12 protein-coding genes are annotated in these 15,416 nt (G+C 42.6%); 3 read left to right on the top strand and 9 right to left on the bottom strand.

All coding sequences use genetic code 11. The features are described 5' to 3' along the window. From DBR11_RS24520 to DBR11_RS24535, 4 genes are all read right to left on the bottom strand, one after another. Nucleotides 1–355 (bottom strand): (Fe-S)-binding protein (locus DBR11_RS24520; protein ID WP_146186655.1); only part of this gene is annotated, 355 nt, incomplete at its 3' end. A gap of 17 nt (nt 356–372) precedes the next feature. Next, entirely contained in the window at nt 373–1,689 is a 1,317-nt protein-coding gene (locus DBR11_RS24525; protein ID WP_108555216.1) for an MFS transporter, read from the bottom strand. Nucleotides 1,690–1,849: 160 nt separating this feature from the next. Then, nucleotides 1,850–2,566 carry a head GIN domain-containing protein gene (locus DBR11_RS24530; RefSeq protein ID WP_108555225.1) on the bottom strand — a complete coding sequence of 239 codons (717 nt, stop codon included), beginning with the start codon at nt 2,564–2,566 and terminating at the stop codon, nt 1,850–1,852. Between the two features lie 125 nt (nt 2,567–2,691). Beyond that, nucleotides 2,692–4,584, bottom strand: coding sequence for an ATP-dependent DNA helicase RecQ (locus tag DBR11_RS24535; RefSeq protein ID WP_108555217.1), 1,893 nt, complete (start codon nt 4,582–4,584; stop codon nt 2,692–2,694). A gap of 76 nt (nt 4,585–4,660) precedes the next feature. Between DBR11_RS24535 and DBR11_RS24540 the strand changes: the two genes are divergently transcribed. Continuing rightward, nucleotides 4,661–7,930: an amidohydrolase family protein gene (locus tag DBR11_RS24540; RefSeq protein WP_108555218.1), complete on the top strand. Its 3,270-nt coding sequence runs from the start codon at nt 4,661–4,663 to the stop codon at nt 7,928–7,930. Between the two features lie 25 nt (nt 7,931–7,955). Here DBR11_RS24540 and DBR11_RS24545 read toward each other — a convergent pair whose 3' ends face one another. The 3 genes from DBR11_RS24545 to DBR11_RS24555 are packed head-to-tail and all read right to left on the bottom strand — an operon-like array spanning nt 7,956 to nt 11,744. Next, nucleotides 7,956–9,314, bottom strand: coding sequence for a Gfo/Idh/MocA family protein (locus DBR11_RS24545; protein ID WP_108555219.1), 1,359 nt, complete (start codon nt 9,312–9,314; stop codon nt 7,956–7,958). A 12-nt stretch (nt 9,315–9,326) separates the two neighbouring features. Continuing rightward, nucleotides 9,327–10,685, bottom strand: a complete 1,359-nt coding sequence (locus DBR11_RS24550) for a DUF1080 domain-containing protein (RefSeq protein WP_108555220.1) — start codon at nt 10,683–10,685, stop codon at nt 9,327–9,329. A 30-nt stretch (nt 10,686–10,715) separates the two neighbouring features. Then, nucleotides 10,716–11,744 carry a PmoA family protein gene (locus tag DBR11_RS24555; RefSeq protein WP_108555221.1) on the bottom strand — a complete coding sequence of 343 codons (1,029 nt, stop codon included), beginning with the start codon at nt 11,742–11,744 and terminating at the stop codon, nt 10,716–10,718. A gap of 366 nt (nt 11,745–12,110) precedes the next feature. On the opposite strand from DBR11_RS24555, the gene DBR11_RS24560 reads away from it, so the two are divergent. Then, nucleotides 12,111–12,518, top strand: coding sequence for an MliC family protein (locus tag DBR11_RS24560; protein WP_108555222.1), 408 nt, complete (start codon nt 12,111–12,113; stop codon nt 12,516–12,518). On the opposite strand, the gene DBR11_RS24565 is transcribed toward DBR11_RS24560, so the two are convergent. Next, nucleotides 12,484–13,461, bottom strand: coding sequence for a helix-turn-helix transcriptional regulator (locus DBR11_RS24565; protein ID WP_108555223.1), 978 nt, complete (start codon nt 13,459–13,461; stop codon nt 12,484–12,486). The two genes, DBR11_RS24560 and DBR11_RS24565, sit on opposite strands and share 35 nt — an antisense overlap. Nucleotides 13,462–13,551: 90 nt before the next feature. On the opposite strand from DBR11_RS24565, the gene DBR11_RS24570 reads away from it, so the two are divergent. Continuing rightward, complete coding sequence (locus tag DBR11_RS24570; RefSeq protein ID WP_108555224.1) at nt 13,552–14,766, top strand: macrolide family glycosyltransferase; 1,215 nt, start codon at nt 13,552–13,554, stop codon at nt 14,764–14,766. Here the strand turns inward: DBR11_RS24570 and DBR11_RS24575 are convergent. Then, on the bottom strand, nt 14,750–15,364 hold the full coding sequence (locus tag DBR11_RS24575) for an alpha-ketoglutarate-dependent dioxygenase AlkB (protein ID WP_233260893.1): 615 nt from the start codon (nt 15,362–15,364) through the stop codon (nt 14,750–14,752). The two genes, DBR11_RS24570 and DBR11_RS24575, sit on opposite strands and share 17 nt — an antisense overlap. Nucleotides 15,365–15,416: the final 52 nt, after the last annotated feature.

The raw sequence follows: 15,416 nt of genomic DNA on the forward strand, positions 1-15,416 counted from the left end.
TTGCAATATTGATCAGAAAGTCTGAAAGCTCAAAGATATTGGCCTGCATCGATCTGCACTTATTATGCACTATAGTATTCGTAAACAAATCATTATAGCCGTTTTTTACCATTCCCACACAAGAGGCCGATGGTGCTACGATATATTTATTTTCGGAAAAATCATTCAAAAATTTAGTACCGGTCTCTTTGGCTTCTTCCCAGTATCCAGCATTATAAGCCGGTTGTCCACAGCAGGTCTGCTTGGAGTTATAATTCACCTCACACCCTGCCTTTTCCAATACTTTAATGGTATTAAAAGCAGTTTCAGGATACAGCTGATCTACAAAACATGGAATAAATAATTCTACCTTCATCTATAAATTCTTTTTCTCTAATCTAGCACCGGTTTTGCAGAAATCTTTCTCTCCGCAGCTTTTAAAGCCAGCAGCAACACCAACCCCATGATAAAGAAGGTGGTCAGTGCAATGGCCGAGTTCCGCATATTGCCGGTTAATTCTTCTATATATGCAAAGCTAGCCAATCCGGCTACAATTGCAAGTTTTTCCGTAACATCATAAAAGCTGAAGAAAGAGGCCGTATCAGCTGTATTTGAAGGAATATATTTGGAATACGTTGACCGGGAAAGAGATTGTATACCGCCCATTACCAGTCCAACCACTGCTGCTAAAACATAGAATTGAACCGCAGTAGTTATATAGTAAGCAGCAATACACATGCCCACCCAAATCACCACAACACTAATCAGTACGCTCACATTGCCATATATTTTAGATAGATATGACATGATGTTGGCACCAGCAATAGCAACAAGCTGTATAATTAAGATGACTAAGATTAAACTGGATGTGGGCAGATGCAGGATCTTTTCTCCAAAGCTTGCAGCCACCAGCATAATGGTTTGAACGCCCATAGAATAAAAGAAGAAAGCCAGTAAAAAGCGCTTCATCAAAGTCATCTTTTTAACCTGATGCCAAACTTTTTGCAGCTCTTTGAAGCCTCCGGATACTTTTTTCTGTTCCTCTACACTGAAGTTTGGACTGCCTTTGGGCAATACTTTAAAAGGAATCTGGGCAAAGCCGATCCACCACAGGCCAACCAGTAAGAAGGACAATCTTGGAGGAAAGCTGAGATCTGTGATCCCGAAGAGTTCCGGTTTTAAAACAAATACAAAACAGATGAGCTGCAGGATCACACTCCCTACATAGCCATAACTAAAGCCTTTTGCACTCACCGCATCCTGCTGATCAGCAGTGGCTATTTCAGGCAGATAAGAATTGTAAAACACAAAACCACCGGCATAGCCTATTGCCGCTAAAGCAAAACAAATCACCCCCAGTTCCAGGGTGTCCAGCTTGAAGAAAAACAATGCGCAGCAGGACAAAGCACCTAACCAGGTAAACAGCTTCATGTATATTTTCTTATTCCCCCTGTAATCTGCCATAGAAGTCAGCAAGGGAGAAATTAAAGCGATAATGAGGTAGGCCACTGCCAGTGCGTAATTAGACAGCGCGGTATTCACAAAGCGCATCCCAAAGAAGGAGACTTTATCTCCGTATTCGGGTGTTGTGGTAATAATGGTATAGTAGGCGGGAAAAATTGTCGAGGTAATGACGAGATTGTACGCTGAATTTGCCCAGTCGAAAAATGCCCACGACCGGATGACTTTTTTGTTATTCTTCTGTTCCATGTTTGTATAGGGACTAAAAGTATAAAAAAAGTTTTAAGCACTTCGTAAAAAAATAATGTGCACTTCGGAGAATACGCCTTCTGCGCGCCGCTGCGCGACTGCTGCGAAGCTCAATGTCTCCTCTGAGCAGTATTATTTTTTTACGCCCAGCTTAAACCCCTTATTTTACTTGTTGTATCGAGCTGCTTCCCGATTTATCCTCTTTAACGTTCTTAGGATTTCCCTTATAAGAAATAGACGTTGCACCAGAAGTCGCAACCTTCAAATCATTCAGCACATTAATATTCGCCTTTCCTACGCCCTTAATATTCAAGTCATAAATCCCAACCACAAAATCAAAAGCATCCAGTTCCACAGCACCTTTAGCCTTAAACAAATGCGTTCCGGCCTGTCCGGTCAAATGGATCTTGGTCGCTCCATCAACCTCAGTCGTTACTTTTCCTGCGTTGAGATCTAAGTTTACTTCCGTACTGCCATTTAACGTGAGCTTCAGGTCATCTACATTCAACCGCCCTGAACTCACCACCCTGCTAGGAGATTCTGCCTTTAAAGATTTCAACTGCGCAATACTCGCATGAACAACAATGGAATCCTTTCCACAATAAGCAGCCGTATCCAGTTTCAGCTTCAAAGTCCCACCACTCACATTGGTCTCTACCAAATTCACTACGTTAGAATCCGCAGATACCTTTACCTGATACATACTGTCTGGAATCTGGTGCAGAACCAGCTTAATCGGACCTGCAATTTCTATTTCATTAAACTCCTTAACCTTCTCATTACGTTCCTTCCGGACGCCTGAATCTTCAACACATTTGGTTTTACAAGCCGACCATAGAATGGGCAGCACAAGAATAAGAAAGCTTAATTTTTTCATCTGAATATAATTATTAATTCTTTGTTTATTGTTTTCATTTGTATTAATGAGCTCGTAAACTCGGTTTGTTTTTTTAAAGGTTATGAAGCTATATTTTAATAGGACCACAATTTTAGGAACACAATTTATAAATAATAGTTTTTTCCATCAGTTTTTATTTTGCCTGCATCCAGCAATTCCCTGATCTGGTTCAACTTCTCCGTTTCGTTCCCGGTTTTCACTCCCGCTACCAGATCATCCAAACTTTGGGGGCCCGTCTGCAGCAAAGTCGCAATTTCAAACTCCAGCTTCTCCGGAAATTCCTTCGACTCCTCTGCCCTCTTTTCAGCCAGACAAACATCACAAACCCCGCATTTCGCAGCGGCAGGTTCGTCAAAATAAGCCAGCAATTGAATACTCCGGCATTGCGCAGTACTTGCATAAGCTAAAACGGCGCTAATCTGATCATCCTGAATCTTCTTCCGGAGTTCAATATACTTTACATCAATATCCATATGCAGCTGATCTGCCCTTGGACGCAGGAACTGCAACTGTGGCTGATCTGTTTGTGGCAGATAAGACAAAATTTCCAGCTCGTGGAGCCTTTTCAACATGCCCACCAGGGTATTAAATGACACCCCCAGGCGTTTGGTCAGATCATACTCATTAATCTTTACATACTGATCAAATGAACCACCGTAAGACCTTAATATAGATTTAATTAAAGGATCATAGCCAGCATTCTCAATCTGAAAACGATAAAGATCCTCGTTATTGATCAAGAACAAAACCCTGGATTGTAAAAAGATATTCTCCGATAAGGTCAGATAACCATCATGTTCCAAAAACTTAAGTGCCCCAATAGTTTTAAGAACCCCCAGGTTAAACTTCTTGCAGTAATCTGCCAGATCAAAAGGAAAACTCAAACCCTCGCCCATGCCATAAGCCAGCTGGTAATAACTGCCCAGATAATGGTATGTTTTTTTTATCTCTTCTACAGAAGGAAAATTATTCGAGTATTTATATTCCAGTGCTTTCTGATCAGACTTATTAGCCAATAATACCGCAAACGCCCGGTGTTCATCCCGCCCGGCCCTTCCAGCTTCCTGATAATAAGCCTCCAGGCTTTCCGGAAGATCCAGATGCACCACAAAACGAACATCAGGTTTATCTATACCCATCCCAAATGCATTCGTAGCCACCATCACACGGGTCTTGTTGCTCTTCCAGTCTTCCTGCTTTCTCGACCTTTCACTCCGTTCCAGGCCTGCATGATAATAATCTGCCGAAATCTGGTTCCTTTTTAAAAAGAAAGACACCTCCGCCGTTTCCCGTCTGTTTCTCACATAGACCAGACCACAACCCTTCACATTCCGAATAATGTCGACCAGTTTCTTGTATTTATCCTCCAGGTCAAAAACCACATAACTCAGGTTTTTACGCGCAAAACTTTTCACAAAAACCTGCGGATCTTTCAATTCCAGCTTTTCTACAATATCTTTCCGTACAAACTGTGTAGCCGTAGCAGTAAGGGCAATTACCGGAACCTTCGGCAAAATCGTCCTCAATTCCTTAATTTGTAAATAAGGTGGCCTGAAATCGTAACCCCATTGGGAAATACAATGTGCCTCATCAATGGCTATCAAATTCACCTTCATATGCGAAATCCGCACCCTTACAATATCTGAGAGAAGCCGTTCAGGTGAGAGGTATAAAAATTTAATCTTGCCATAGATACAATTGTCCAGCAAAATATCAATTTCACGCTTTCCCATACCTGCATAGATGGCCACCGCCTCAATCCCCTTCGCCTTCAGGTTTTCAACCTGGTCTTTCATCAGCGCAATCAAAGGCGAAATCACCAGGCAAATCCCTTCCTGCAACATGGCCGGAACCTGGAAGCATAATGATTTTCCACCACCTGTTGGCAGTAAGGCCAGGGTATCTTTATGTGCTAAAACAGCATCAATGATATCCTCCTGCAAAGGCCGGAAGGAATCAAACCCCCAATATTGCTTTAATATGTCTGTTTTATTCATAATAAGATAGCTCCAAAACTATAAAAACGAACTGATATTATTAAATTGCGGCTTCAAAACGCAATACCTCCATCATATGAAAAGATATCTACTGGTCGTTGTTTTATCCGCCCTCATCAGTCCAGCTTTCTCACAAGATAAGAAAGAAAGCCCTAAATGGGATGTTGAAAAATACAAAGGCACCACAAAAACCTTCAGCATCAGCACAGATGAAGGCACTTGGATGAACCTAGACGTCAGTCCGGATGGAAAAGATATTGTTTTTGACCTTCTTGGAGATATTTATATCATGCCTGTTAACGGTGGAACCGCCCAGCTGCTGAGCGGTGGTATCGCCTGGGATGTACAGCCCCGGTTTAGTCCAAACGGGAAATATATTTCTTATACCAGTGACAAAAGCGGCGGCGACAACATCTGGATCATGAACCGCGACGGCTCTAATAAAAAACAGATCACCAAAGAGAGCTTCCGTTTACTGAACAATGCCACCTGGATGCCAAACAGCCAATATCTAGTGGCCCGGAAACACTTCACAGGGACCAGATCACTTGGTGCAGGAGAAATGTGGATGTACAACATTTATGGCGGTGAGGGTGTACAGCTGACCAAAAGAAAAAATGACCAGCAGGATGCCGGAGAACCCAATATTTCACCAAACGGGCGCTTCCTCTACTTTAGTGAAGACATGAGTCCCGGTCCTAATTTTGAATACAGCAAAGACCCTAACGGAATGATTTATGCCATAAGAAGGCTGGACATGACCACAGGCAAACTCAGCAACCTGATTGCCGAACAAGGTGGCGCAGCCAGGCCGCAAATCTCTCCGGACGCCAAATTTATGGCTTATGTAAAACGGGTACGTCTCAAATCAACCCTTTATATACAGAACCTTAAAACAGGAGAAGAATGGCCCGTGTTTGAAGATCTTTCTCATGACCAGCAGGAAACCTGGGCCATCTTTGGCGTCTATCCCAATTTCGCCTGGACGCCCGACGCCAAAAGCCTGATCTTTTATGCCAAAGGAAAAATCAAAAAAGTAGATCTGGGCAGCCTTCAAGTTACAGAAATCCCTTTCCAGGTTAACAGCGAACAAACTGTTCAGGAAGCCCTTCACTTTCCACAACAAGTGTACAGCAGCGAATTTACAGCCAAAATGATCCGCCAGCTCAAAACCTCTCCCGACAGCAAGTGGGTTGTTTTTAATGCGGCTGGTTTTCTTTATAAAAAAGAAATGCCAGATGGAAAACCAGAAAGACTGACCAATGGCCTTGATTTCGAATTTGAACCCTCTTTTAGCCCTGACGGAAAATATGTAGTCTTTACCACCTGGAGCGATGAATTCAAAGGCGCAGTAAAACGCGCAGACCTCAGATCGGGTAAAACCATTACCCTTACAGACGAAAAGGGCTTCTATTACTCCCCTTCCTATTCCTCAAAAGGAGATAAAATCGTATACAGAAAAGGAAGCGGCAATGATGTTCTGGGCTATTCCTATGGCAAAAACCCAGGTATATACATCGTTTCCTCCAACGGCGGAAATAAAACACAGATCCTGGACAACGGTATTAAACCACAATTCAACGCAGACGATAGCCGGATCTATTTCCAGGGCAACAGCAATGGTAAAAAAGCCTATAAAAGTGTAGACATCAACGGCGGAAATGAAAGAACACATTACACCTCCACTTATGCCACGCAATTTGCACCAAGCCCGGATGGGAAATGGATGGCCTTTACCGAATTGTTCAATGTTTACATTACCCCTATGGTTACCATAGGCTCAGAGCTTGATCTTTCTGCAGGAAACAAAGCCATTCCGCTCAGCAAAATCACCAAAGACGGAGGAACATACATCCATTGGAGCAACGACAGTAAAAAGCTTTGCTGGACACTCGGAGAGAATTACTATAGCAAAAACATCAATACCATTTTCAGTTTTGCAGACAGTACCGCCCAAAACCCTTCGGCCACAGCAGATCTAAATGACAGCCCTGCGGATGAAACCCCTATCAATCTGGTACTAAAAGCAGATGCCCCAACGGGACTCACGGCCTTAAAAGGCGCCCGGATCATTACCATGAATGGCGATGAAGTCATAGAAGAAGGCACTATTCTGATTGAAAACAACAAAATCATCAATATTGGAAAAGCAGCAGAAATTTCCATCCCGGCAAATGCCCAGGTGATCGATGTAACCGGAAAAACAATCATGCCCGGCATTGTAGATGTACATGCACACCTGCACACCAGCCCCGATGGCATCAGCCCTCAGCAGGACTGGTCTTACCTGGCCAACCTTGCTTTCGGTGTAACCACCTCTCACGATCCATCCAGCAATACAGAAATGGTCTTCAGTCAAAGCGAAATGCTCAAAGCAGGCCGGATGGTTGGTCCCCGCCTGTATTCTACAGGATCAATCCTATACGGAGCAGACGGAGACTTCAAAGTAGTCATCAACAGCCTGGACGATGCCTTATCCAATTTAAGAAGACTTAAAGCAGTAGGCGCATTTTCCGTAAAATCTTACAACCAGCCCCGCAGAGAACAGCGTCAGCAAATTATAGAAGCTGCACGACAACTCAAAATGGAAGTGGTACCAGAAGGCGGCTCTACCTTTTTTACCAATATGAATATGATTGCCGACGGACATACCGGCATAGAGCACAGTATCCCGGTGGTTCCCGTATACAAAGACGTTAAAAGCTTCTGGAACAATACCCAAGTAGGTTATACCCCTACCTTAATTGTAAGCTACGGTTCTCAGTGGGGCGAAAACTACTGGTATGACCGCACCAATGTCTGGGAAAATGAAAGACTCCTGGCCTTTACACCAAGAGCCATCATAGACGCACGCTCCAGAAGACGAACCACCTCAGAGTATGGAGATTACGGTCATATCGATGTAGCCAAAGCAGTTAAGCAAATCGCCGACGGCGGCACAAAAGTAAATCTGGGTGCCCATGGCCAGATCCAGGGATTAGGTGCACACTGGGAACTTTGGATGCTGGTACAAGGCGGCATGAGTCCGTTACAAGCCATTCGATGCGCAACCATCAATGGTGCAGGTTACCTGGGTATGAATAAAGAAATTGGGTCACTCGAAAAAGGAAAACTGGCAGATCTGATCGTAATGGATTCTAATCCGCTCGACGACATCCGGAATTCTGAAAAGATCAAATACGTAATGGTGAACGGAAGAATCTACGACAGCATGTCGATGAATGAAATTGGAAGCAGGGATAAACTTAGAGGGCGCCTTTGGTTTGAACTCAACAAGAGCAATGGCTATACCTCACCAGCCGATGCTTCAGAAACCTGGACTTTTACAGTACCGGAATGCGATTAAATCCAATCGCATTCCGATTGCTTCTCTAATAAGTAAACACCTTGCCACCTACCATAACCTCCTGGGTAGCCTCGTCAAAAGTGGCTTTCATTCCTGTTCTGGCAGCTGCGTTGGTCATAATATTCGCAATAGAGTGATAATAACCTGCCTCAACAGGTGCATTCGTTTCCTTCCGGCTGCGAATGCATTCCATCCAGTTCCGCATATGCGCGGAAGTCAGCTTATCTCCACCGGTATTGGCAGAAGTGGCTACCTTTTCCGTATTGTCTGTCAGTTTCATTTCCGGCAGCAGGTTGGCTTTCATATGCATAGCACTGGCCGGCCCCTCTTTAAGGCCTCCTTTTGGAGACACCATATTGGTATTCAGGTTCAGCTCACCCCCGTTTGAATAATAGATTTCCGCAGGATTTTCATCGCCATTATGCATTCTGGAAGAAAAGACCACCTGGAAACCATGGTCAGGATCCTGAGCCAGGCCATAATCAAATACTGCAGTGGTGGTATCCCAGTTCCGTCGTCCATCGCGCCACTGGTAAATGCCACCGTTGGCCACTACACTTCTGGGATGCTTTAAACCCGTAAACCAATGCACCGTATCAATCTGGTGCGACATCCATTGTCCTGGCATTCCAGACGAATAAGGCCAGAACAAACGATATTCCAGGTATTTCCGCGGATCCCATTCTTCAAAAGGACGATTGATCAGAAAGCGCTTCCAATCCGTATCCTCCTGTTTCAATTTGGCCACCAGATCTGGCCTGCGCCAACGCCCCGGCTGATTCACATTCCAGGTCAGTTCGACCATGGTAATATCCCCAAATTTACCTTCCTTAATAAACTGCGATGCCGCTTTATAATTATTCCCACTCCGGCGCTGCGAACCGATCTGCACAATCTGCTTAGAAGCTTTGATCATTTTCAGCGCCGCCCTTGCATCAGCCATGGTTTCAGCAAAAGGCTTTTCACAATACACATCACACTTCGCGCTCACCGCTTCCATGGCATGAACAGCATGCTGAAAATCTGCTGTACTTACAATAACCGCATCAATATCTTTTAAATCATATAATTCTTCATTGTTCCTGCAGCCCGTAATGTCATGGCCAAACTTACTCTTCAAATGCTCCACCCCCAAACCTCTGCGGTAATTCCAGAGATCAGAAACCGCTACAATATCAAAATTGAGTTCCTTCTGATGGTTTAAAAAGCTGGGCAGCAGCGAATCTTTAAAGCGGTCAGAAAAGCCAACCACACCTACACGCACCCTATCATTTGCACCTATAATATTACCATAACTCTTGGCACTTAAGCCCATCGTTCCCAAATAGGTACCCGCAGCAGCAATGGCCGATTGTTTAATAAATTTTCTTCTCGATTCTATCATAGTTAAAGCGATTTAGAGTGTTTTAATTTTAATACTTCTGAAAGATACTTTGTCGCCATGGTCCTGCAGCAGGATATGCCCTTTAGGCGCCATTCCAAAATTCTTCCAGTCTTTATACTTACTATCGGCCACAAGCGCCAGAAATTCTGCAGAACCACGTGTATATTCCAGAATCTTATACCCGTTTAACCAATATTCAATTTTGTTATCAGGAAAAACGCGGATCAGGCCCCGGTTCCATTCCCCTATTTTGCGCTGCGCATTCGGGATTTTCTTACTTGTGATCAGGTCGTACAACGAACCCAGCGTACGGTTTCCGTTTTTACCCAATTTAGCATCCGGATGTCTTTCATCATCCAGAATCTGGTACTCAGGACCTATTGCAGACCCTTTGTTTCCCTCGGTTAGTGTTACAAAATATTTAACCCCGCTGTTGGCACCTTCAGTCAGTTTAAAATCAAACTTCAGTTCAAAAGCAGCATATTCTTTATCCGTTACAATATCACCACCATTGGTAGATTCTGCTCCATTGGATTTCTGAACGCTCAGTTCACCATTTTCAATCAGCCAGCCCTTTTCAGGAAAAGTACTTTTATAAGCGCCTCTCCAGCCCTTACTGGTTTTTCCATCCCACAACAAGGAGTAGCCTTCTGCTTTTTCCTGCAGAGAAAGATTGTTTGGAATCAGGTTCACTACAAAAATATCATCCTGTTTAGAGGGCTTCAGGTTTTCTGTCTGAATCCTGATGTTGCGCCAGCGGATCTGCTTTCCGGGTGCATCATCCTTGCCTATAGCATGAACCTGCAAGGCAATAAAACCACTCGGTGTCATATCATCAACCAAATTTGCTGCTGGAACCCCGTTTAACCAAGTCCGGATAGAGTGTCCAATACATTCTACCCGATATTTATTCCACTGGCGATTTTTAAAAGCCATCTGCGCTTTAGGATTAATATCCAAAGGATACAGCCAACCTCTTCTGGCTTCATCATAAATACCTGCACTGAACCTCCTGTCTGATGGGTCTACCTCCACCTGATAACCATGAACACGGCCATTCTGGTAAGCATCATTGCTCTCACTCCGAATCTGTATTCCCGAATTCATGGAATCGTCTACCAACAGCTCCAGTTCCAGAATAAAGTCTCCATAATTTTTTTCCGTAGCCAGGAAAGAATTGGGTGTACTGGCTACTGTTGTTCCTATAATTTCTCCATTTTGGACCTCGTATTTTGCTTTCCCATTCAACTGCTTCCAGCCCTGCAGATCCTTTCCATTAAAAAGGTTCTGCCACTTTGCGGTTTGTGCATGTACAAGGGAAGAACTTCCCATGACCATAACCGTTAGGATTAATCCTATTGATTTCTTCATTTTGTGATCGGTTTTTTTATAGTGATTGATTTATTTACGCGCAAAATCTGCAGCCTCTGCATTAAGACTGACGGCAGTTGGTTCTGTTCCTGAACTGATCTTTACCCTATAACGAAAGGTTGCAGATGCTCCTGGTGCCAGATGCATACGGAGTTCTTGTTTACCCTCACTAAAGACCTTCTGTCCTAAAGGATTCGCAGCAAACAGCCCATAGTCTCTTGCATGCCAATACGTAGGATATCCTGGATTTTTAGGATGATCTATCATCGCAATAGATACCGGAACCCGATCTTTAACACCATAGAGCAAACACCAGTTTCCCCGCGTACCCCAAGCCTCATTACCTCTTTTACCTGCACTGGTCAGATAGTCTCCATTGGCACCATTCTTCGTTGGAGAAACCTCTGTAACGTTTCCCTGGCTATCACTGAATTTCTCCGTTTTATCTGAAGGAAGTTCAAGTTCTTTTGTTACCCGGATACCTAGCAAACCATCCTTAACATCGTTAAAATGCACCGTATCCCGCTGCGCGGTTAAAGTCGTATACCTGTCAATCGTCCGGCTGTTCTCTGTGCCGCTAAACACCAGTTCTGTCTTTTCTACGAGTAGCACTGTACCATCTTGTTTTTCCCAATTGGCCGTATAGACAAGCTTGCCTGCAGATTTCCCTTTGCTCAGTTCCAATACTTTCACATTCCTGATCCAGCCGTATTTACTCTTTTTCTCTACAGGTATGTTATAGGAATTGTTCCAGAAATCAAGACCGTTCACACTTTCATAATTAAACCATAAGCCTACGTGATGTGGATGATCCGTTCTTTCTCCGTCCCTTTTATCGAGCGGAAAGCCCCGGGTCACTACAGCTCCGTTTGCTGCCTGAATGGGATAAAGCACGGGTTTTTCTAAACTGGAGGGAAAAATAAAACTACTGAAATATCGGCCTCCAACTACAACGTCAATTTTCTTGTCTCCACGTTTATCCAAAAAATGGACTTCCTGAGTCTGGGCATACAACTGCATACTGAAGCTGCAGCAGAGAAAAAACACATACTTCTTCATATTTGGTCCGGCTTTCTTATATTTAGGTTATAATAGATCCTTTAAACTAAAGATAGGCTATTCAGCTGCAAATTGTCTTTCGCCAGGACAATTCCTCTAAAAATATTACGCAATCGATTTAGAAATCCGACTCTCAGCAGGTTGTATTTTAGTTTAGTATGACTGCGCCATGAGTGCGCAGTGAGTGCGCCATGAGTGCGCCTTTTCCTAGAATAAACGCGCACTCATGGCGCAATGATGCTGCAAATATTACGCAGTCATATAGCAACCATTAAGAACCATATCTGGTTTAAGTCGGTCATTTATTAGGTACTTTTTAAAACAAGCGCCATTCCAACATTGTTATTTAAGAAAGACTAAGAAATTATGTTAAAGCCAATACATTTATTTATACCCTGCATGGGTCTGTTTATGCTGTCTTGTACACAGAGCAATACAACTTCTTCAGTAAGCACAGATAAAACTTCAGTAGACAGTGCAAAAGTAGCCGATACCACAAAGATCATCAATATACTCTATAAATGCGCAGATAACAAAGAGATTCGCGTTTCTTATGACAATACCGATGAGAAAAATCAATTTGCACTGGTACAGACCGATATAAAAAAGCCCAACGTAACTAAAATGAAACTCGTCATTTCAGCTTCGGGCGCTAAATATTCTGATGGCAAACTTGTTTGGTGGAACAAAGGAAAAACAGGTTTTCTAACAGAGGCAACCGGCAAAGAAAAAATGCTGGTCAATGACTGTAATGAGTACCATGAAATGAACTAGAAGAATTGGAATATTTTTTGGGTTTAAGGCCAATATGTTTCTCAAATAACCTGGTAAAATGACTCAAATTAGTAAAGCCCATCCGATAGCCTACCTCAGAAACTGAAAGCCTTTGGTCTTTGATCAGATAAGCTGCCTCATCCATTCTTGATCTTTGGTAATAGTTAAAAATACTGTTCCCAAAGATCTGTTTAAACAAACGGTTCATCTTACTCTCGCTCATATGAGAAAAAAGAACCAATTCCTCCATCACCGGAGGAACACTCAAATCCTGCAGAATTTTATCTTTAATAGCATACATCATATGAACATCAATTGCGTTCAGGGGGTAACTAACTACCTCCTCCCGTTTCGTTAACTCGACAAAAAATAAATAGATCATTTCCTGGGCCTTTAATTTTAAAAAAAAGTCATTCAACTGAGCTGGGCCACTTGCCTCGGCAATCTTTTTCGCTACGTGTCTTATTTCCGGCGAAACGATTTCATCATACAAAAAGGGCTGATGGCCGGAAATCATATGATTTAACAACAAATTTTCATTATTCTCATTCAGCAGATTCTTTAGCAGATCAACATGTACGCTGATCAGGATCACATTTATTTTGGTTCCTGCAGCTATAAAAACTTCAACATCCATATCAGAAGAAGATACCTGTACCGAAGGCATTAACCTGGAATCATTCTCAGAAAATACATTACGGAAGCTAAAAGTAATTTCATTTTTCTCCTGCAGAGATCCGATCCGGTTCAGGCTCAGATCTTCCTTAAATTCACATCGATGGATCGTCATCCTCATCAGCGGGCCAAGCTCAATGGATCTCACATATCCCTGCCCAATATTTTCTGGCAGCATTAATTTTCCATCAACCATTTTACTACCGGCAACCGCAGACAGAACTTTCAATAAGCCAGTACCAGTTGTAGAGTTAGATTCAAAATGCATAAATACGGATATGGACTATTAATTAAACGAATATAAATATTTTAGCTCATTATACCTTTGTAATTTTGGATAAACAAAAAAAGAAACAACATGTCAAAAGTATTATTTTTAAGTATGCCCTCCCATGGACATATGAATCCAACCCTTGGTCTAGCTGCCGAGCTGATCAATCAGGGTGAAGAAATTACATTTTTCAGTTCCGAAGAATTCAAAAAAGCGATCGTAGAAATCGGCGCTGACTTTATATGTTATAAAGAAGACCTCAACTTATTCAAGAAAAGACAAGAACAAATCAAAAATACAGAACAAACTCCAAAAGCAGGGACCGGATTAGTAGCAGCCCTTCTGCAGCCCCAAAAGTTTATAGATGCTGTATTGACACAAATTGAAGGTTTAAAATTCGACTATGTGGTTTGTTCTGCCGCTTATCCTTATGCAACGGTTATTGCCCAGATCCTAAACATCCCTCTGGTCTCCTCCTATGCGGTTTTTGCCACATTCAAAGAACTGTTTAATAAAGACAAACCAGGTTCAGATAAAGGCCCAATGGGTCTTAATGCTGAAATAATGACGCAATTTAAAAAGGTAAGAGCATCGCTAATGGAAAAATATCAGGTTAAGATTTCTGAAGACATCTTTTCCCTTTTCTTCAACAAAGGCAACCTGAACATTATTTATACTTCAAAATATTTCATTCCTAATCTTGAAAATTACGACGACAGCTTTATTTTTATTGGCCCGCCTGTCTTTAATAAAAAATACGATGTAGATTTTCCTTTTGAAAAACTGGAAGGCAGGAAAGTCATCTATATTTCTTTGGGCACCATATTCAGCAACCATTACAATGAATTGAATCAATTGTTCTTTAAGAGTTTTGCTGATACAGATTATATCGTTGTGATGGCTGCTTATGATGTAGACCTTTCGCAATATCAAATCCCCGAAAACTTTATCATAAGAAATTATATTCCTCAATTGGAACTGTTAAAATACACCTCAGTAGCCATTACCCATGCAGGGATGAACAGCATTGGGGATTTGTTATATCATAAAGTGCCCTTTATCTCTATTCCTTTGGGTGCAGACCAGTTTTTCCTCGCCAACAGAGCACAAGAACTGGGCGCCACTGTTGTGCTGGACTTTAAGCATATTGATACTAAATTAATAAAAAGCGCTGTAGAAATGGTTCTTACAGATCCGGAATACCGTAAACACATAGAAGAAATCAGCGATTCCTTTATTCAGGCCGGTGGCTATAAAAAGGCCGCAGAGGAGATCTTCCGATTAATTAAACCACAACCCTGAAGGTCAGGTTCACCCTCGCCCGCATTGGCCGAATGGATTTAGCTATCCGATGTTCCCATTTCGCCTGGAGGTCACCTTTCATAATCAGCAGAGAACCATTCTCTAGTTTTACAGAATACTTTAACCGGTGATCCGCCTTATGGCGGATATCAAAGGCCCGAACTTGTCCAAAACTTACAGAAGCAATGGTTGGATGTGTTCCAAGGGCCTTTTCATTGTCGCTGTGCCAAGCTACTGAATCGTTGCCATCCCGATAATAATTAAGTAATACACTGTTAAACCTTGCATTTGTAATCTCCTCCACCCTTTCCCTGATCATCAGCAGATCTCTGGTCCAGGGTATTGGAGCTGTCCTTCCGGGAGAAGTATAATCATAAGCATCCGGATCAGCGTACCAAACGGATAACCTGGGCGTAATCACCTGTTTATCGTACATGGTGACTACTTTTTGTTTCCATGGACACTCTGTAATAAAGTTGTTCATCAGCCGTTCACTTTCCGCAAGGCTGAAAAATGCAGGCCGGTAATCCAGCAGATCTTTAGGTAAACCCGTGCTTTGACCTGCTTCGGCAAAAAAACTCAATTGCTCCATCTCCATAATATTGATCTGGTATTTAAAATTTCAAACTCTTTTTATAAGCATCAAAAAT

It is taken from the genome of Pedobacter sp. HMWF019 (genome assembly GCF_003061025.1).
Lineage (GTDB): Bacteria > Bacteroidota > Bacteroidia > Sphingobacteriales > Sphingobacteriaceae > Pedobacter.